The sequence below is a fragment of the Limnohabitans sp. MORI2 genome, assembly GCF_027925025.1.
Lineage (GTDB): Bacteria > Pseudomonadota > Gammaproteobacteria > Burkholderiales > Burkholderiaceae_C > Limnohabitans.
The window spans coordinates 2008462-2026881 of sequence record NZ_AP027058.1 but is presented as its reverse complement, the minus strand read 5'-3'; the positions used below and the strand labels follow the sequence as shown (position 1 = coordinate 2026881).

Annotated in this window: 17 protein-coding genes and 1 pseudogene; 9 read left to right on the top strand and 9 right to left on the bottom strand. The window is 56.0% G+C overall.

The genetic code is table 11. The features are described 5' to 3' along the window. Positions 1 to 41 precede the first annotated feature (41 nt). The 5 genes and pseudogenes from QMG27_RS09610 to QMG27_RS09590 form a co-directional block, all read right to left on the bottom strand. A pseudogene (locus QMG27_RS09610) lies at positions 42 to 434 on the bottom strand (hemerythrin domain-containing protein); the annotation flags it as partial. 10 nt (positions 435 to 444) lie between these two features. Continuing rightward, complete coding sequence (locus QMG27_RS09605; protein ID WP_281810835.1) at positions 445 to 1206, bottom strand: ABC transporter ATP-binding protein; 762 nt, start codon at positions 1204 to 1206, stop codon at positions 445 to 447. A gap of 2 nt (positions 1207 to 1208) precedes the next feature. Next, a complete protein-coding gene (locus tag QMG27_RS09600) occupies positions 1209 to 2141 on the bottom strand; it encodes a branched-chain amino acid ABC transporter permease (RefSeq protein ID WP_281810834.1) in 933 nt (310 codons plus the stop codon). Positions 2142 to 2143: 2 nt separating this feature from the next. Further along, positions 2144 to 3019, bottom strand: coding sequence for a branched-chain amino acid ABC transporter permease (locus tag QMG27_RS09595; protein WP_281810833.1), 876 nt, complete (start codon positions 3017 to 3019; stop codon positions 2144 to 2146). 123 nt (positions 3020 to 3142) lie between these two features. Further along, the gene (locus QMG27_RS09590; RefSeq protein WP_281810832.1) at positions 3143 to 3673 is read right to left on the bottom strand and encodes a Crp/Fnr family transcriptional regulator; all 531 of its coding nucleotides are present in this window, start codon (positions 3671 to 3673) and stop codon (positions 3143 to 3145) included. Positions 3674 to 3854: 181 nt separating this feature from the next. On the opposite strand from QMG27_RS09590, the gene QMG27_RS09585 reads away from it, so the two are divergent. Then, entirely contained in the window at positions 3855 to 4136 is a 282-nt protein-coding gene (locus tag QMG27_RS09585; RefSeq protein ID WP_281810831.1) for a heavy-metal-associated domain-containing protein, read from the top strand. Positions 4137 to 4140: 4 nt separating this feature from the next. On the opposite strand, the gene recB is transcribed toward QMG27_RS09585, so the two are convergent. Together recB and recC are read right to left on the bottom strand one after the other, a co-directional pair. Continuing rightward, on the bottom strand, positions 4141 to 7734 hold the full coding sequence (gene recB, locus QMG27_RS09580; protein WP_281810830.1) for an exodeoxyribonuclease V subunit beta: 3594 nt from the start codon (positions 7732 to 7734) through the stop codon (positions 4141 to 4143). Then, on the bottom strand, positions 7731 to 11300 hold the full coding sequence (recC, locus tag QMG27_RS09575; RefSeq protein ID WP_281810829.1) for an exodeoxyribonuclease V subunit gamma: 3570 nt from the start codon (positions 11298 to 11300) through the stop codon (positions 7731 to 7733). Before recC ends, recB begins: the two co-directional genes overlap by 4 nt. Before the next feature lie 157 nt (positions 11301 to 11457). Here recC and QMG27_RS09570 point away from each other — a divergent pair, with 157 nt between their 5' ends. The 3 genes from QMG27_RS09570 to QMG27_RS09560 are packed head-to-tail and all read left to right on the top strand — an operon-like array spanning position 11458 to position 13141. Beyond that, a complete protein-coding gene (locus QMG27_RS09570; RefSeq protein ID WP_281810828.1) occupies positions 11458 to 11697 on the top strand; it encodes a DUF333 domain-containing protein in 240 nt (79 codons plus the stop codon). Between the two features lie 20 nt (positions 11698 to 11717). Then, complete coding sequence (locus tag QMG27_RS09565; protein WP_281810827.1) at positions 11718 to 12425, top strand: hypothetical protein; 708 nt, start codon at positions 11718 to 11720, stop codon at positions 12423 to 12425. Between the two features lie 23 nt (positions 12426 to 12448). Then, positions 12449 to 13141, top strand: a complete 693-nt coding sequence (locus QMG27_RS09560) for a hypothetical protein (protein WP_281810826.1) — start codon at positions 12449 to 12451, stop codon at positions 13139 to 13141. A gap of 49 nt (positions 13142 to 13190) precedes the next feature. Here QMG27_RS09560 and trxC read toward each other — a convergent pair whose 3' ends face one another. Further along, the gene (gene trxC / locus QMG27_RS09555; protein ID WP_281810825.1) at positions 13191 to 13628 is read right to left on the bottom strand and encodes a thioredoxin TrxC; all 438 of its coding nucleotides are present in this window, start codon (positions 13626 to 13628) and stop codon (positions 13191 to 13193) included. A 125-nt stretch (positions 13629 to 13753) separates the two neighbouring features. On the opposite strand from trxC, the gene QMG27_RS09550 reads away from it, so the two are divergent. From QMG27_RS09550 to QMG27_RS09540, 3 genes are read left to right on the top strand one after another with little or no spacing between them, the layout of a single operon-like run. Further along, on the top strand, positions 13754 to 14740 hold the full coding sequence (locus tag QMG27_RS09550; RefSeq protein WP_281810824.1) for a c-type cytochrome: 987 nt from the start codon (positions 13754 to 13756) through the stop codon (positions 14738 to 14740). 24 nt (positions 14741 to 14764) lie between these two features. Further along, the gene (locus QMG27_RS09545; RefSeq protein WP_281810823.1) at positions 14765 to 15109 is read left to right on the top strand and encodes a rhodanese-like domain-containing protein; all 345 of its coding nucleotides are present in this window, start codon (positions 14765 to 14767) and stop codon (positions 15107 to 15109) included. A 12-nt stretch (positions 15110 to 15121) separates the two neighbouring features. Further along, on the top strand, positions 15122 to 15847 hold the full coding sequence (locus tag QMG27_RS09540) for a class I SAM-dependent methyltransferase (protein ID WP_281810822.1): 726 nt from the start codon (positions 15122 to 15124) through the stop codon (positions 15845 to 15847). Here the strand turns inward: QMG27_RS09540 and QMG27_RS09535 are convergent. Continuing rightward, a complete protein-coding gene (locus QMG27_RS09535) occupies positions 15844 to 16842 on the bottom strand; it encodes a tripartite tricarboxylate transporter substrate binding protein (protein WP_281810821.1) in 999 nt (332 codons plus the stop codon). The two genes, QMG27_RS09540 and QMG27_RS09535, sit on opposite strands and share 4 nt — an antisense overlap. A gap of 76 nt (positions 16843 to 16918) precedes the next feature. On the opposite strand from QMG27_RS09535, the gene QMG27_RS09530 reads away from it, so the two are divergent. Both QMG27_RS09530 and QMG27_RS09525 read left to right on the top strand, forming a co-directional pair. Further along, entirely contained in the window at positions 16919 to 17893 is a 975-nt protein-coding gene (locus QMG27_RS09530; RefSeq protein ID WP_281810820.1) for a tripartite tricarboxylate transporter substrate binding protein, read from the top strand. Positions 17894 to 17910: 17 nt separating this feature from the next. After that, positions 17911 to 18420, top strand: coding sequence for a DUF1993 domain-containing protein (locus QMG27_RS09525; RefSeq protein ID WP_281810819.1), 510 nt, complete (start codon positions 17911 to 17913; stop codon positions 18418 to 18420).

Here is an 18420-nt window from a genome sequence, read left to right as displayed (position 1 = left end):
TGCCAGTCTTCAGCTTTCAAAATTTGACGGGCCAGCGGCATGGCCTCGGTCTCTTCTTGCGTGATGTGGTTTTTCAGGCGGCGTGTGTAGTCACGCAGTGACGCGGTGAGGGAGGCGTAGTCGCCGTGTGGGGCTTGGGCAAATGTCGCTTTGAGTTGCGCCAAATGTTGCTCGGCCATGCGGTGGTCGTCTTCCAGCCCATCGATCATGGCTTTGGCGCTGTCCGAGCGCAAACGCATCAGGCGAAAGAGGTGGTCGTCTTCTTTCAGATGGTGGGCATGGTCGGCAAAGTTTTCGAGGTAGTTGAAGACCGATTCAAAAAACGCAGGATCGACCTTGACGCCTTGGTCGATCTCGTCGGCCACATGCTCGAGCGTGACGGCAATGCGCCAGAAGTTTTTGTGCTCGTCAGAGATGATGCGAAGTGCTTCCATGTTTGGGTCCTCAGGCGTGTGCGCCCAAATACGCGGCAATCACGTCGGGGTTTTTGCGCACTTCGGCGCAGGTGCCTTCGGTGAGCTTTTTGCCGTAGTCCAGCACCAAGATGCGGTCGGACAAGTTCATCACCATCTTCATGTCATGCTCCACCAACACCACGGTGATGCCCGAGTCGGCGAGCTTGCGCACCAAGTGGTCGATCTCGATGGTTTCCTTGGGGTTCAAGCCCGCAGCGGGTTCATCCAAAAAGATGACGCGTGGTTTCATGGCCAGTGCACGTGCAATCTCCAAACGCTTGAGCACGCCATAAGACAAGGCATCAGAGCGGGCATGGATGTGCTGCTCAAGACCCACAAACTTCATCAACTCAGCCGCTTCTTCACGCAGCTCGGCGTCGCGGCGGCGCAGGCTGGGCCAGCGCAGGGCGGCTTTGAAAAGGTTTCGGTCTAGCCGCAGGTGGGCGCCGACCATGACGTTTTCCAGCGCGCTCATGTTCATGCAGATTTGCAAGTTCTGAAACGTGCGTGCCACACCGCGCTCGGCGAGCTCGTTGGGTGACTTGCCTTGGATCATTTCGCCATCCAAGCGAATCTCGCCTGAGGTGGGTTTGTACACGCCAGTGATGAGGTTGAACAGCGTGGTTTTGCCCGCACCGTTGGGGCCGATGACCGAATACACAATGCCCGCGTCAATGTTGAACGAGACATTTTGAACAGCCTTCACGCCGCCGAAATGGATAGAGAGGTCTTTGACTTCAAGCAGTGACATGCTCACTCTCCCTTGCCCAATTTGGCTGCCAGTGTGGGCACCAGACCCTTAGGCAAAAAGATCATGCACAGCATCAGCACTGCACCGAACACCACGGTTTCCCAACCCTCAAAGGTGGCCAGTGCTTGTGGCAGGGCCGTCAGCAACACTGCACCCACGATGGAGCCAAACACCGAGGCCATGCCGCCGACCACCACCATCGTCACCAACTCAATAGAGTGGAAGAAGTCAGCAAAGTTGGGCGTGACAAATCCGATGTAGTGCGCGGTGATGCTGCCCATGAGGCTGGCAAACACGGCGGACATGACAAAGATCGCCACCTTGTATCGCACGATGTTCACGCCCACCACTTGTGAGGCGACTTCTGAGCCATGCAAGGCACGCAAGGCACGGCCAAAGGGCGAGTCGATGAGGTTGAGCGATGCCCACACGCTGATGGCCAACAAGGCGGCGACCACCCAGTACCACTGCTTGTCGCTGCTGAGTTCAAACCCCAACACACTGAGCGCAGGCACGGCCATGCCATCAGGCCCACCTGTCCATTGCGCTTCGTTGCGCAGCGCAATGTTGATGATGATGCCCAAGCCCAAAGTGGCCATGGCCAAGTAGTTGCCTTTGAGTTTGAAAATAGGCTTGGCCACCACGCCCGCAATCACGGCGGTCGCTGCAGCACCTGCGGCCATTGCCAACAAAGGGTGCATGCCAAAGTGGGTAGGCAGCACCGCCGAGGCGTAAGCGCCAATGCCCAAGAAACCCGCATGTCCCAAGCTGATTTGACCTGCAAAGCCGATGAGCAAATTCAAACCAATCACGATGATGGCGTTGATCGCCATGCGAATGGCCAAGTCGGTGTAATAGCTGTTGGGCAAAACAAAGGGCAATACCAACAACACGGCCACCACAAGGCCCAAACCTAAGTAAGCGTTCTTGTGCATGGTTACACCCGGTCTGTCGATTTGCCGCCAAACAGGCCACGCGGCATGAAGAAAAGAATGAACAAGATGAGCACAAATGGCACGGCGTCTTTGTAGGCCGACGAGATGTAGCCCGCGCCCATCGCTTCGAGAATGCCCACCAGCAAACCACCCAATACAGCGCCCAAGCCATTGCCCAAACCGCCCACCACTGCGGCCACAAAGCCTTTGAGGCCAAGCATGATGCCCACGTCATACGACGTCATGGTGATGGGCGTGACCAAAATGCCACCCACCGCGCCGAGGCCTGCCGACATGGCAAAGCTCAAAAACAACACAAAGTTGGTGTTGATGCCCACCAACTCAGCAGCTGTGCGGTTGAACGAGGTGGCCAACATGGCTTTGCCCGTCAGGGTGTGGCTGAAGAAATACCACAAGGCCGTCACCAACAAAGCGGTGACCGCGAGTACCCATAAGCTTTGAGGCAACAAGGTGGCGCCCAAAATGTGAATGGGCGCGTCCCCTGAGAAAGCGGGCAGGCTGAACGTGCCTTTGCCCAACCACACCTGAATGAGGCCACGAATCACCAGCGATGCACCAATGGTGATGATGATGAGTGACACCGTGTCCGCGCCCTTGACGGGTTCGATGGCGATCTTCTCCATCAAGATGCCCACCAGTGCAGGAATGACGATGGCCAACACCAACACCACAGGCAAAGGCAAACCCATTTGGGCAAACAACACTGCCAACATGCCACCCAACATGATGAACTCACCTTGTGCAAAGTTGATGACGTTGCTGGCGTTGTAAATGAGTGTGAAGCCCAGTGCTGCGAGGGCATAGGTTGCACCAACCGTGATGCCAGAAAACAAAAACTGCAAAAACTGTGAAAGCATCACATACCCTCTATTTGCGTTGGATCAAATCAAGCTGCTTTTCAATGTGTTACTTATTATTGTGGAAAAACGTAAAAAAAGTATCGCTTTGAAGTGTGAATACCCTATTTCTAGGGTAAGTCCTTATGCGCGAATCAAGGTCAAGGCACGGTCGGCGCGCTGAATTTCTCGGTCTTTTTCTAAGCTGGCCAAGGTTCGATACAAGGCCTCGTGAGTCACGCCGAGTTGGCTGGCCAGCGATTTCAGACCAGCGTCAACTGCGTAGGTGCCTTCTCGGCCTTCTGTGAGGATGAGGTGGCGCACACGCTCTTTGACCGACTTCAAACTCAACCGCTCGCATTGCAGACGCAGGCGTTTGACTTCTTGGTTGAGCATGCTGATCCAGCGTGCCGAAAAATCTGCGTCCTGCTGCAGCGCCTCTGCCAAGGCTTGAATGGGGATTTGCACCACATTCGAGTTGGTGACGGCGCGGGCATCGCAGTGGTATTTGGCCGATTGCAAACTGGCTTCACTCACAAAACCGTGCCGTGTGCGCTGTAGCACCACTGGGTCGCCCTGCTGGCTTAGACGTTCCAGGGTGACTTCGCCCTCGACCACAAAAAACATCCATTGCGGCTTTTTACCGGTTTGAAACAGCAAGCTGCCTTTCTTCATAAAGGCGGCAGTGCACTGGTCATGAAGGCGGATGGGCAGTAATTTGTGCAGGGAAGGTGGCAGATGGGCGGGGCTTGTTTTCATATGATTTGAATCATATGCGTTCGTGGTGACTCGGTTCACACTAAGGGCATACGTTGCAAGAAAAATTAAACAACGGATGTTTGTAAAAGGAGTTCTTATGACCATGAATCAAATTCAAGTGCATGTGGAAAACATCAAATGCGGTGGCTGCGAAAAGTCCATCGTCAAAGGCTTGGAGAGCATGGCCGGTGTGTCCAACATCGTGATCGATCGTGAACAACAACTCATCAGTGTCAACGCCGATGCGTCGTTACGCGAAGCGTTGATCGCCAAACTCAAATCCATGGGTTATCCAGAGCATGGCAGCGTCAGCGGCCTAGATGCTGGTTTGACCAATGCCAAGTCATTTGTGAGCTGCGCCATCGGGCGCATGTCTTGAGTTTTTAGGCGCCTGAAAACAAAGCGTCTAAAGCTTCGATCAGTTCTTGCGGTGGGCGCTGCAAATGCACGCCCGCACCTTCGGCGTGAATGCCGCGCAAAAACATATACACCGCGCCACCCATGTGTTGGGCGTAGTCGTAGCTGGGTAGGCGCACTTTGAGCAAGCGGTGCAGGGCCAAGGTGTAGAGCACATATTGCACTTCGTAGCGTTTGTGCAGCACGGCGTCTTGCAAGGTGGCGCTGTCGTAGCTGGGCAGTTTGTTGGACTTGTAGTCCACCACCCAATAGCGGCCATCGTGCTGCAGCACCAAGTCCATCGAGCCGGTGAGCAAGCCTTGCATCACACGCGCTTGTAGTGCAGGGCGTGGCGTGCCTTCAAACACATGGCGTTGAATGAGCTGGTCCAGTGCTGTGGCGCTGACATGGCTCACTTCTAAGTTGAACTCCATCTCGGGCCACATGTGCTCGGTGCTCAGGTCGCGCAGTGTCAAAGGCGCAGCGTTCAGCGCGTGCAAAGGCAACGGTGTTTGCACCACGGCTTGTAGCCATGGTTCGAGTTGCGCACGCGGTGCATCGTCGAGTTGCAACCAACTGACTTTGCGTTCTAGCAAATTGCCCCATGCTTGTTTGGCCCACTCAGGTGCGTTGTCATTCGCCACGGGCCAATGGTTTTGCGACAGCCATTCCAGCAAATCGTGCAGCAGTGTGCCGTAGCGCGCACCAGCGGGGAAGCTTTGCCACGCGCTGATGCTCTCGGGTTCAGGCGCAGTGGCAAGTGATGCAGCCACGACATCGGGCTGTGCATCCGTCATCGCATCAGCCACCGCTTCGTCGCGCTTCGATTCCGACACCAGCCCGCGCGTGATGGCACTGAAGCTTGCCGTCCACCACAGGCTGTGGTGGGTGCGTGTGGGTGTGAGCGCGTCTTGGGCTGCGGCTGATTCGCTGGGCGCTTGATAGACCACCTTGTCTTTTTCGGGCATGGTCTGAACGGCGATGTCTTTGCAGCTGCCCCACAAGGTATTGAGCTGAGTGCCCAAGTCGCCACGCGTTTGGCGTTTGAGCAGCTTGGCTGTGGCACTTTGTTTGAGCGTGCCTTTGGTGGCGTCGCCGCTGATGTCGCCATACGTTTCAGCCATGCCCAGCCACAGCGCACGTTGGGCGCGGGTGAGGGCCACGTACAGCAAGCGCATGTCTTCTTCTACCGATGAGGGTGCTTCTTTGTCTGAGGTGTCCTCATCGTCATCGGCGTAGCTGGACTTGGCTGCCGTTTCAGTTTTGAAGCTGCCTGCAAAGGGCACAAACACCAGCGGGTATTGCAAGCCCTTGCTCTTGTGATACGTGATGACTTGCACGCACTGCGCGTCGGTTTCGAGGCGCATCTTTTGTGCATCTGCGCTTTCTGTGGGCGAATGAATTTGCTCGCCTAAGAAACGCACCAAGGCGTGCTCACCTTGCAAACCCTGCGCGGCGTGTTGCAGCAGTTCGCCCAAGTGCAGCAGGTTGCTCAACCGTCGCTCGCCATCCATCTGTGCGAGCAGTCGTTGCGCCACACCTTGGCTGTGCATCCAGTGATGCAACATAGGCAGCACGCCTTGTTGTTGCCACATCTGATGCCATTGGTGAAAACTGTCGAGCAAGTTTTCCCACTCAGCTTCTTGGTCGGTGAGGTGCAGCACCTCGTCAAGCTCTAGCGCCCACAAACCACTGCCAACGGCGGAGCGCACCCACACGGTTTGGCGTGGTGATGCAGCGGCACGCAGCAAGCGCCACAGGTCTAGCGCCTCGGGAGATTTGTACACATTGCTGCGGTCTGACAAATACACACTGGGTATGTGGCGCTCGCGCAGCGCTGCGCGAATGGCGTCGGCGTGTTGTTGGCCGCGTACCAGCACGGCCATATCACCCGGCTGTGCCACACCCTCGTTGAGCAGCTGCGCCATGTGGTTGGCAAATGCCTCTGACATGCTGCGCACATACGCGCTGGCTTTGGTCGGTTTCTCGCCGCAGGGTATGTGCCACACCGTCATGGCGGTGTGGGCTTTGCCATCGGCTTGTGTGAGTGGTTCAACGCCACCTTCTGCGCTCACGCGCACGAAATCAATGTGTGATGAAAACGGTGTGTCGGTTTGTGTGAACACATGGTTCACCGCATTCACCAAACCATCGCTGGAGCGGCGGTTGCCGCTGAGGGTGTGCAGCGCGAGTGGGTTGTGTTCTAGCGCATCCTCACGCGCTTTCAGGTAAGTGCCCAAGTCTGCGCCACGGAAGCTATAGATGGCTTGCTTGGGGTCACCAATCATCACCAAGGCATTTGCATCGGTGCAGGCATGTGTGTCGTAGATGCGGTTGAGCGTGCCGTACTGCCAAGGGTCGGTGTCTTGAAACTCATCCACCAATGCCACGGGGTATTGCTGGCGAATGGCCGTGGCTAGTCGGCCGTCTTCGGCCATGACCGCGTGATACAGGTTTTGCAGCAGGTCTGAAAAGTCAAATGCAGCGCGTTGCGCCTTGGCTTCTTTGTACGCCGTGCCGATGGTGTGCGCCGCATGCAGCGCGATGTGCTTGTGCGTGTCGGGCTCTTCGTGCAGATAAGCCACGTAGTCTTCAACCGCGGCAAAGAACGCAAATCCTGTGGCATCAGCCCAGCCCTTATCGGTCAGCTCGCTGGTGGCAAAACGGTTGAGCCATTCGGTTTTGATGGGCGTGCCTTGCTCGGCCCATTCTTTCAGTGCATTCGACCAACGTGCCAAGTTGGGTGCGGTGATGCCTCGGCCTTTGATGGTTTTGTTGGCAATCGCTGCATCTAGGGCTTGCCACACGCTGTCAGTCCAGAGGGATCGGGCGTGTGTGGCTTTGGCTTCCAGCACAGTTTGCCAAGCCAAATATTGCGCCACCAGTTGTGTGGGCGTGGTGTCAGGTGCCTCGATGGTTTTTGGTGTGCGTTCTTGGTCACGCCAAATGCCTTGCACCGTGGTCAGCAAATCATCAGGTGCATGGCCGATGAGTGGTGTGATGTGTTGCAGCGTGTCGGCGCTGAGTGGATAAAACCATTCGCGCCAATAGTCTTGCACCAAGGTGCGTTGCAGGTCTTCGGCGTTGTCGAGGTGGTTTTGCTCAAACAGGTTGCGGCTGTCGAGTGCGTGTTGGCTCAGCATGCGGCGCGACCATCCATGGATGGTGTAGATGGCAGCATCGTCCATCCACTCGGCAGCACAGTTGAGCTGCATGGCGCAGCGTGGCCACAGCGATGCGTCAAAGCTATCGCGCAAACTCACCAAGAAAGGGTCAGGCTTCAAGCCTTGAGGCAATGCACGGTTTTGTGCGCTGGCATCAAAGTAAGCCGCAGCTTGACTCAGGCGTATGCGAATGCGGTCACGCAGTTCGGCGGTGGCGGCATCGGTGAACGTCATCACCAAAATTTGCGGTGGCAATAAAGCGTCTTCGCGCAGATGGCCCAACACCAAGCGCACATACAAAGCAGCGAGCGTCCAAGTTTTGCCTGTGCCTGCGCTGGCTTCGATCACTTGCCGCCCATGCAGCGGCAAGGTGAGGGCGTCTAGCGCTTGGGCTTGATGGTTGGGCTTTTGCGTCATGCGTCAGCCTCCTCAGACGCCTTCGCTGCACTCAGCAGTCTGGCGCTTTTCACCATCTTGCCGTACATGCGTTCGGCCATGTCTGGCAATTCGTTTTGCAAATCGGCAAAGCTATGGAACACACGTTGCAGCGTGGTGCTGCTTTCGTATTCGCCGGTGAGGTTGCGGCTGCCATCAAACACCACTTGTGCGGCTTGCAGGGCAAGGTCTCTTGCGTTTGTGTCTTGGCTTGTGAGCTGAGTCATTACAAACGCACACGCCGTCTTGCGTGCCACAGGCAGTGGCTTGTGCCATGCCTCTTGGTAGAGCGTGACCAAATTTTGCAATTCAGCCAAGGCGTCAGACGGAGACAGCGCATCTAACTGTACCGCACCGTTGAGGCCAATTTGCACGCTGGTGGTGGGCGTGCCACTGGCGCAAGCCACGAGGTGATTGAGCCACAGCGTGGTGAGTGTTTGCGCACGTGGGTGCTTGGCTTTTTCTTTGCCTTCCAGCACCGAGCCGGGGCGCATCTCTACTTGTAGCCACGCGGATTGATCAGCCTTGCTTTTCCAAATCTGTTGCCCATTCGCCCATTCGGCGCTCAGGCTGTGTGCGCCCAGTGCAAAGCGGCTGGACTGCACGGGTACATCCATGGGCCAGTTTTTGGCAATCTCGTCAAAGCGCTCTAGCAACTCGTCGCGTTGTTGCAGCAGCATGTCTTGCTGCGCTTGACCAAAACCAGCCAAGGCCAGCTCGCCGCTCAGGCGCAGCACTTGCAGCGCGTGTTCGGGGTCGGGCGCTTGCACGATGCTTTGCGTGAGGGTGTAGCTGTCGAGGTGGTCGAGCGCAAAGGGTTCTTCTTGAGCGCTGGCTGCTTCGGGTGTGTCTAGGTGCAAGCGCAAACGGTCGCGCACAAACACATCCACGGGTTGTTTGAGCAAACGGTTGAGCTGCTTGAGGGTTAGCTCTGTAGGGGCTTGGTCTGCCGCTTCTTGTTTAGTGTGCGGTGTTTTGCTATTTGAATTGCTTTGCGCTTGTTGCCAATCGGCGGCATAGGTTTGCACACCCGTGCCTTGGCGAAAGTAGGCTTGCGAAAACGCTTGCAGCGGCTGCAGTGGTGCAACGCATGCGGGCATGGGTTCGCCTTTGTCATTGCGCTGCGTCCACACCGCATTGAGGTAGTCCATCAGTTGTGCCACCAACACCGACGGTGGTTTGATTTCGTGGTCCGTCGTGCGGCGGCCTTGCCAGCTGATGTAGAGCTTGTCGCGTGCCGACAGCAACGCCTCTAAAAACAAATAGCGGTCGTCCTCGCGGCGCGATCGGTCGCCTGCGCGCCAATGTGATTGGGTGCTGCCTGCATGTGCGGCGTCGCTCATCAAGTCAAAGTCGCGTGGGGTTTGGCTGCGTGGGTAGTCGCCATCGTTCATGCCCAGCAAGCACACGCACTTGAAGGGGATGGAGCGCATGGGCATAAGCGTGGCGAACTGCACGCCACCGCCAAAGAAGCGGCGTTGCATGGCGGGCTGTTGCAGCTGGGCCATCCAGTGTTCGCGCACCACCACCAATGGCAGTGGGCTGTCGAGGCGCGCCAGTTGGCATTCGGCCAGCCATGTTTCTAGCGGAGCCATCACGCGCTCGATCAATCGCTCATCGGCTTCGTCGTTCGGCTTAAAGAACAACGCGACGAGCTGCTGCAGCACTGCCACCCATTCGGTAGGTGTGTGTTCTTGGCGCAGTTTGATCAGCGCTATTTGTGTGTGGCGCAGCCACTGCAACAGGCCATCGACCACGCGTGCGTCTAGCCCGCCCACGCCTGCTTGGGGCAGGGTGTCGGCCCACGGTGTGGCGAGGTCGTCGCTTGCGCCCGTGGCGTAGCCCAGCAGCAAACGCTCGATGCCAAACAGCCAACTGTTTTGGTTGGCGTCGGCCATGTCGGGCGCAATGCCCCACGGTTTGCGGTGCGGCGCGTCGAGGCCCCAGCGCACGCCGGCGTCGGCCAGCCAGGTGTCGAGCTGGGCCACGTCGTGTTCTTCTAGGCCAAAGCGTTCGCGCACGGCGGCCACTTCAAACAGGCTTTGCCACTCCACGCGCGTCACGCGCAGTTGGGGCAGTTGCAGCAGGGTGTCGAGGGCTTGCACCAGTGGCTCGGTGCGCGGCGTGGTGTCGGCCACGGTGTAGGGAATGTGGCGTAACTCATGCGACGCAAAACGGCCAAACACCGCATGGATGTGCGGCGCAAAGTTGGCCATGTCGGGCACCATCACCATGATGTCGGCGGGCTTCAAAGTGGGGTCGGCATCGAGCCACGCCAGCAAGCGGTCGTGCAGTACCTCGACCTCGCGCTGGGCCGAGTGCGTTTGCACAAAGCGCACGCTGGTGTCGTCTGCGGGCACGTCGGTTAAGTGGTCGGGCAGTGGCGCAAGGTTGAGCAGGGACGACTGCAAGTGCTCCAGCATCGTGGGCTTGCGGCCTTCGTCGGCGGCTGTGTCTGCGGGGTCGACAAACACATCCACGCGGTTGAACTGGCCTTTGTATTGGTCTACGTCGTCAAAGCCATCGAGCAAGTGCAAGTAGTCGCGGCCATGTTTGCCCCATGCGGCCAGCAGGGGGTGCGTGTCGGTGTGCAACTTGTATTGATCGGCTTCGCTCAACGAGCCATCGTCTTGCGGAATCGGCAAATCTTTTTTATGGGCTTGGCGTTGCTTGCTCAACTTAGCCAATGGCACACGGCTTTCCACCACATGGCCCCAGTAGTGCTGACAGGGGTTTTGCACCAGCATGAGCACTTGGCACACGCGGCCCAAAGCGGCCAGCGCCTGCACGGTTTGCATGGGCAGCGATGTGACGCCAAACACCATGATGCGGTGCGGCACACCCGCAGGGCGTTGGCCTTCGGGCAAGGTGGCCATCTTGGCCATGAACGCCTCGTGCACTTTGGCGCGTGAGCTGTAGCTGTGTTGCAGCTCAGCCTTCACCTCGGCGTCAGCCGCAAGGTCGTCTAGCAAATCGCGCCATAGCTCTGGCTGCCAGCTTTGTGCGGCGGGCAGGGGTGTGGCTGTGCCTGTTTGCGTGCGTAGTGTGTCTTTGTGATTGGCCCAGTCTTCTAGCCAATCGGCGCGGTAGTTTTGGTAGCCGTCTAGCACGTCGGCCAGCTGCGCGGCCAGTTGATACGCGCGGCGGTTCATGGGCGACGCGTCAGCCTCGGCTTGGCCTAGGTAGTTTTTCAGTGGCGCAAAGCTGGGCTTGGCCAACAAACTGGGGAGCAAGCGCATGATGCGCCACACCAGTGGCGACTTGTCCAGCGGCATGTGCGCGGGCACATTGCTGGGGCCCAGCACGGCGCGGTAAATCTGCCACAGCTTGGCAGACGGCAGCTCCACCTGCGTGGCCGCGCAAATGCCTAGGTCTTTGGCCAAAGCCAGTTCTAGCCAATGCTTCATGCCGTTGCTTTGCACCAGCAGCACCTCGGGCGCGAGCACGGGCAGCGGGTGGTTGCGGATGAACTGCACCGCCAACTCGCGCAGGCCCTCTAGCTGGTTGCTATGAAGCACCATAAAACCGGTGGCGTGGGGGCTAGACATGTGGGGCAGAACGGGCGAAAAAAGGGGCTTAATAGGTGCGTGAGCCAGTGAGCATACTGGATGGCTGGGTGCAAACCGTGAGCCTGCTAATTGTCGATAAACAGACACAATAGAATTAACTTAAATTTAATAAACGAATACATGACGGTTAATTGACATGCATCTGCCGCAAATTGCCACCTTCTGCGCTATTGCCATAGCCAGCTGCGCCTGCACGCCGTCTGAACCAGCCACCAAGCCCGCCACCGAAATGGCCAACCCCGCATCGGTGCACTGCATCAACGCTGGCGGCAAGCTGACCATCAAGCGCACGCCGCAAGGCGAAGTTGGCATGTGCGAATTGCCCTCGGGCAAGGTGTGTGAGGAGTGGGCTTTGTTTCGGGGGGAGTGTTTATGAATAACAAAAGGAAATTTGAAATGAATGAGCTGTTTACGAAAGTCAAGGGCTACTTGCAGTCAGTTGGCAAGTTGACATTAGCGCTGTTTGTTGCTTTGCTGGGAGTTGTAGTTGTCGTAAGTGTTTACGGAAAAATTGAAGATTTCTATCGAAAGAAAAACGACGAAAAATATGAAAAGGTTCAAGAGTGGGTGTCTGACCTGTCAGTTATCAACTTGAAGGTGACAGCAAAAACAAAGGTGGTCGATCGCAAGCTATTGGTTTCACTTGATATTGACGGCTATCCAGAGTACTTTTCGCACCCTCAATTAGCAAAGAAAAATCAACAAGAGAGTTTCATCGTTACCTTTTCAGATAACGATAATTTTCAAGTTTTTCAAAAAAGAATTGGATTTTCTGAATTCTCTACAAACGTTGATCCGACTGGAAAACCTAAAGGCTTATCGCACCAGTTTTCACAATTTTTAGATACGTCTGACTATGTGAAGTTTGCGAGTATGAAAGTTCTGTGGACCTTCGATACGCAAATTCCCAAGGTGGTTACTAACAATGCCAAGCCATCTTCGACTGCTGGCGCTGATCATTGCGCGCCGAGCTTAAGTAAGTCTGAACGTTTGAAGCGACTTGCGGCGTTCGGTACGGTTCGGGAAACAGGTAAAGACTCGTATTCAGCTGGTGGACGTAGCGTACTGTTTGGTTGGGATGGAGGTGTGATTTATTGCAATTAACCAAAAATTGATTGACTAAGCAAATGCATCTTCTCGTATTTTTAAAACGCCCCAATTTTTGGATCTGCCTTGTTGGGGTTTTGTCGTTGGCTTTAGTTGCCTGGTCTGTTACTGGTTTAGTAGATGAAAAAGATTTCAAGCAGATTGCTTTTGATTTTGGATTGGCAATTCTTGTTAGTTTACTAATCTACGTATTGATCTCGTGGTGGCCGGAGAAGAGAAAGAAGATTGCACTCCAGCGCTATCTTAAAAGCCAGTATGAAGAACTGCTAGATGACCTAATTCCAGAATATTTGTTCGCATGTGGCAATCACTCAGATTTAGGCACTCCAGAGCAATTGAAGTCTCAGGAAGTTTTCAGAGCGTATTTCAAAGAGAAATTTAGTGACTCACAAGATCGGTGGCACGCAGTAGCTAGCTGTTTACAAAGTGATACCGATATGTATGTCCGAGTTATTTTGACTCTGAAGCGATTTCAGTCAGAACTAGATGTTTGCGTTACGTTATCAGCAGTCAATATAGAGCAGGGTGGATTCGCGCAATTGCGTCATATGTCGCAGGTGTTGAGGCAAACCATTAATCAATCAACGGAACAAGACTATGACGGCATCAAGCAGCTTTGTCGTTTCTTATGGTCCTTGCATACAGGGTGGAGTTTTGCTGATGGCTATACAGGTGAAGATCACTTCAAAGAGACAATCCGAAACGTCTTTTAAAGAACTATTAAGTGCGAGTGTATTGAGCGTATGCGCCCTAAGGCGAATGTCACCCAATATAGCCATTCACCCACCGCACCAAATCAGCTGCTGATCGCGCACCCGAAATGCGATCCACCTCACGCCCACCTTTAAAGATAGCCAGCGTGGGGATGCTGCGAATGTTGTGCTGCGCGCCCGCATCTTGGTGGGCTTCGGTGTCGACCTTTACCAGTCGAGCTTTGGGCTCTAGCGCGGCGCAGGCTTTTTCGTATTCGGGGGCCATCATGCGGCAGGGGCCGCACCACGGGGCCCAAAAGTCCACCACCACGGGTACATCGCTCTTGGCAATTTGAGCGTTCAGTCCTGCGGTGTTGAGTGCAGCGGGGTGTTGGTTAAACAGAGGCTGATGGCATTTGCCACACGACAGTTCAGCGCTGCCATCGAGCTTGTCTTTGGGTACGCGATTGGTGCTGTGGCAGTGTGGGCAAACAATGTGTTGGGTCATGGCAAAACTCTTTGTCTTTAAATAAGTGTGTGCTGATGTAGTTGGGGTGGGGTTGCGATAAATCAAGCGCTTTTAATTTTGATGAACTTATGCTTTTCGTTGATTCAGCGAAAGGGAGTTCCATCATGCATAAAAAAACAATCATTCAATTCATCACATTGGCTTTGGCCACGTCTGCTGCCTGCGCACAAGAGCCCGCCAAAGCCCACACCATTGGCGCACCTGAAAGCTACGACGTGTCGAACTTGCCCGATGACCACTACGGTCGCTTGGTGCGCTACGGCAAAGAACTGACCGAACGCACCTTTGCCTATATTGGCCCTGAGGTGAAAAACCCCAAGATGCGCTACGCAGGCAACAACTTGGCTTGTGTGTCGTGTCACGAAAACTCGGCCACCAAACCCTTTGCCATGCCATGGGTGGGGGCACATGCCACATTCCCGCAATACCGTGGCCGTGAGGACGAAGTCAGCACCATTGACGAACGAGTCAACGGTTGCATGGAGCGCAGCATGGCCGGTAAGCCCTTGCCTTTAGACAGTCGTGAAATGAAAGCCTATGCCACCTACATTCACTTTTTGTCCAAGGGCGTGCCCACAGGCGGCAAGGTTGAAGGCCAAGGTTTGCCACCCTACAAAGCCCCAGACCGCAAAGCCGATGTGCAAGTGGGCGAGGGCATTTACAAAGAGAAATGCGCCAGTTGCCACGGTGACAAAGGTCAAGGCGTGCGCGCAGGTGCGGTAGGTTCAGCCACGGGCTATGTGTTCCCGCCGCTGTGGGGCAACGATACCTTCAACACCGGTGCAGGTATGAACCGTTTGCTCACAGCTGCAGCCTTCATCAAAGGCAATATGCCTTTGGGTTCAAGCCACGCGCAGCCACAACTCAGCACCGATGAGGCTTATGACGTCGCCGCCTTTGTGTTGAGCCAACCCCGCAAGGTCAAACCCAACTTGGACAAAGACTTTCCCGCACGTTGGAACAAACCTGTGGACGCGGCCTTTGCCCCCTATGTCGATGGCGCATCGGCTGATCAACACAAGTACGGCCCCTTCGCACCTTTGCAAGCCAATATGAAAGCGCTCAAAGACAAGCTGTCTGGTGGAAAATAAGCGCTTTCTTATGAAAGGGTAGGCATGCAATTCATCGAGCAGTATTGGCCCCTAATGGCCTTGGTCGCTTGGTTTGGCTACAAGTGGTGGGCTGCCAAGCAAGTGGTGCGCATGCTGCCCGAGTTGCGCCAAAACGGCGCGGTGTTTGTGGATGTGCGTTCGCAGGCCGAGTTTGCATCGGGCAACGCGCCGGGCAGCATCAACATTCCGTTGAACGAGTTGCCATCGCGCATGGGCGAACTGCCGCAAGACCGCGATGTGGTGGTGTTTTGTGCCAGCGGCTCGCGCAGCGGCATGGCCAAGATGATGCTCAAGACCAAAGGTTTTCAAAAAGTGCACAACGCGGGCACATGGGGCAATGTGTGTTGATGCAGGTGCACCATGCAGTGTGACCCAGACCAGTTGCCCTTAGCTGGCGACGAGCTTGATGTGCTGGCCCAGATGGTGGCCGCACAAGGTCAGCCCCTGCAAGCCCAAGCCATCATCGAGCTGGGCTGCGGCAACGCCCGCTTATCTTGCAGCTTGGTGCAGCGCTATGCGCAGTGCACCGTCACGGGCTTAGAGGTGGATGCTGTGCAGCACGCCAAAAATCTAGCGCGTGCGCCTGCTGGCGTCACGTTTGTGGCCGCAGGTGCGCAAGACGTGCCGTTTGGCGATGCCACGTTTGACCTTGCACTCATGCTCAAGTCGCTGCACCATGTGCCGCTTGATTTGATGGATCAAGCTCTGCGCGAAGTGGCGCGTGTGTTGCGCCCCGGCAGTTTGTTTTATGTGTCAGAGCCAATTTATGGCGGCGCGTTGAACGAGATCGTGCGTCTCTACAACGACGAAGGCTTGGTGCGCCCCGCGGCGCAAGCCGCCTTAGATCGCGCGATTGCCAAAGGCGAGCATTGGCAGCAAATGGCTGAGCATCGGTTTGCGCAAGCCGTGCATTACGCGAGCTTTGACGAGTTTGCCAAGCGCATGCTGTACCCGACGTTTGCCGACCACGGCATTGACGAAGCCATCACGCAGCGCGTGCGTGAGGCGTTTGAGCCGCATTGCACCGCAGAGGGTGCATCGTTTGTGCGGCCCATGCATGTCAGGCTGTTCAAGCGCGGGGCTTAAATGCCTTCAGGCTTGATTTGCGCCCTTGCAATCACAGGCTTCCAACGCGCTTGTTCGAGTTTGATGAAGGCTTCAAATTCGGCACGCGTGTTGCCAATGGCCAGCGCCGTGTCTTGGCTGAGTTTGTCGTGCACCACTTTGCCGCGTGCGGCAGCCACAGCTTCTTTCTCTAGCTTGTCGATGTAGGGCTTGGGCATTTTGCTGGGTGCCATCAAGCCGTACCACTGCGTCATCTCAAAACCTTTGAAGCCTTGCTCGGCCACGGTCGGCACATCGGGCAACAACGGCAAGCGTGCGCTGCTGCCCGTGGCGATGCAACGCAACTTGCCTGCTTTGATGAATTGCATCAGCGCAGGTGCACCTGCTGCTGCGGCATCTAATCGGCCAGCCATGAGGTCGGTCAGCATGGCGCCCGTGCCACGGTAGGGCACATGCAGGATGAAGGTGTCGGTAGCCATCTTCAAATATTCAAATGCCAAGTGCCCCGCGCTGCCGTTGCCTGCCGAGCCGTAGCTGAGCTTGCCGGGGTTGGCCTTGGTGTAGGCGACAAACTCTTTGAGGTTCTTCACGGGTAGATCAGGATGCACCACATACAGGCTGGGCACTTTAGAGATGAGTGTGATGGGCGTGAAATCTTTGTTAGGGTCGTAGGGCAGTTTGGGAAAGATGTATTGGTTCACCGCCAGTGTGCCGATGTGACCCAAGATGAGGGTGTGGTCGTCGGTGGCGTGTGCCACTTCTTGCATGGCAATGTTGCCTGCACCGCCTGGCTTGTTGTCCACAAACACGTTTTGGCCAATGGTCTTGGCCATCTCACCCGCTAAGGCGCGCGCCACAATTTCGCTGCTGCCACCAGGGGCAAACGGCACGACCAAACGCAAGGGTTTGGTCGGCCAAGCTTCTGCGTGCGTACTTGTGGCGCAAAGCGCAAGTGCCGATGCGGCTGTGTGCGCTACAAATTGACGTCGTGTGGTGAACATGGGGGTAAGGGGCATAACAGCATCCATTCGCAAGCAAGGGAGAAAACTAGCCCTGTAGTATGCCAAGCCATTCAAGGTTTAGGATGTGGTGATGAAACGCTCAATCTTTCTCATGACATTGGCTGCTTGGCTCGTTGGCCCTGTGTGGGCCGATGCCGTGTATCCCAATAAGCCCATTCGCATCATCGTTCCCTTCACGCCGGGTGGCAGCCCCGATGTGTTGGCGCGCGCCATGGGCCAAAAAATTTCCGAGAACACAGGCACACCTGTGGTGATTGAAAACGTGGCCGGTGCAGGCGGCACGGTGGGGGCTGATCGTGCATCCAAAGCGGCACCCGATGGGTACACGCTGCTGATGGGGCATGTGGGCACCTTGGCGGTGGCACCGGCGGTGTACCCCAATTTGCCGTATGACCCTGTCAAATCATTTGCGCCCGTGGCATGGGTGGCCAAAGTGCCCAATGTGTTGGCGGTTCACCCATCGATGCCTGTGAACACGGTGGCTGACTTGGTGAAGTACCTCAAGGCCAATCCAGGCAAGGTCAACTACGGTTCGGGTGGTAATGGCAGTGCCGCACATTTGGCGATGGAGTATTTCAAGCTGTCCACCCAAACCTTTGTGGTGCATGTGCCGTACCGTGGCACGGCCCCGTCGGTGACCGACGCCGTGGCGGGACAAATTCAAATGGTGTTCACCGGTGCGCCTGCACTGGTGCCGATGGTTAAGGCAGGTAAGTTGAAGGCCATTGCCGTGTCGAGCCCCAAGCGTTTGGACTTGTTGCCTGATGTGCCCACTTTGGCCGAGTCAGGTGTGAAAGGGTTAGAGGGTTTTGAAGCAGACCAGTGGTATGGCTTGGTGGCACCTGCTGGCACGCCGGCTGCAGTGGTGCAAAAACTCAACCAAGTGGTCAATGCCAATTTGACGGCACCAGAAATGGTGGCCCGACTCAAAACCGAAGGTGCCACCGCAACACCCACCACGCCTGAGGCATTTGGCCAACTCATTCAACGCGAGATCAAACGCTGGCGACCCGTGGTGCTCAACGCCAAAATTTCTGCCGATTAATACTGAAAGGAAAACGCATGCTTGCCCAAGCCATCCCCGACTTCATTCGCACACTCACAGCCCTGAGTGGCATTCTTGAAAAAGGCGCAGCCTCTGCGCAAGCGCGCAAGATTGATCCACTGGTGCTGACCAGCGCACGTCTGGCCCCCGATATGTTCCCGTTGACCAAGCAAGTGCAAATTGCCTGCGATGTGGGCAAGCTAGGCTTTGCACGCTTGAGCGGCATTGAAGCGCCGAAGTTTGCAGACACAGAAACCACGTTTGAAGAGCTGCAAGCGCGTATTGCCAAAACGATTGATTACTTGCGCACGGTCACTGCCGAGAGTTTGGTGGGTGTGGAAGACAAAGTGGTGTCGTTTCCCGCTGGCCCCGAGCGAGTGTTGAAGCTCAAAGGCCGCGACTTCTTGTACCAGTGGATGACGCCGAATTTGTACTTTCACACGACGACGGCTTACGCCATCTTGCGCCACAACGGGGTGGATGTGGGCAAGCTGGATTACCTCAAGGGCGCTGACTTGCTGCCTTGA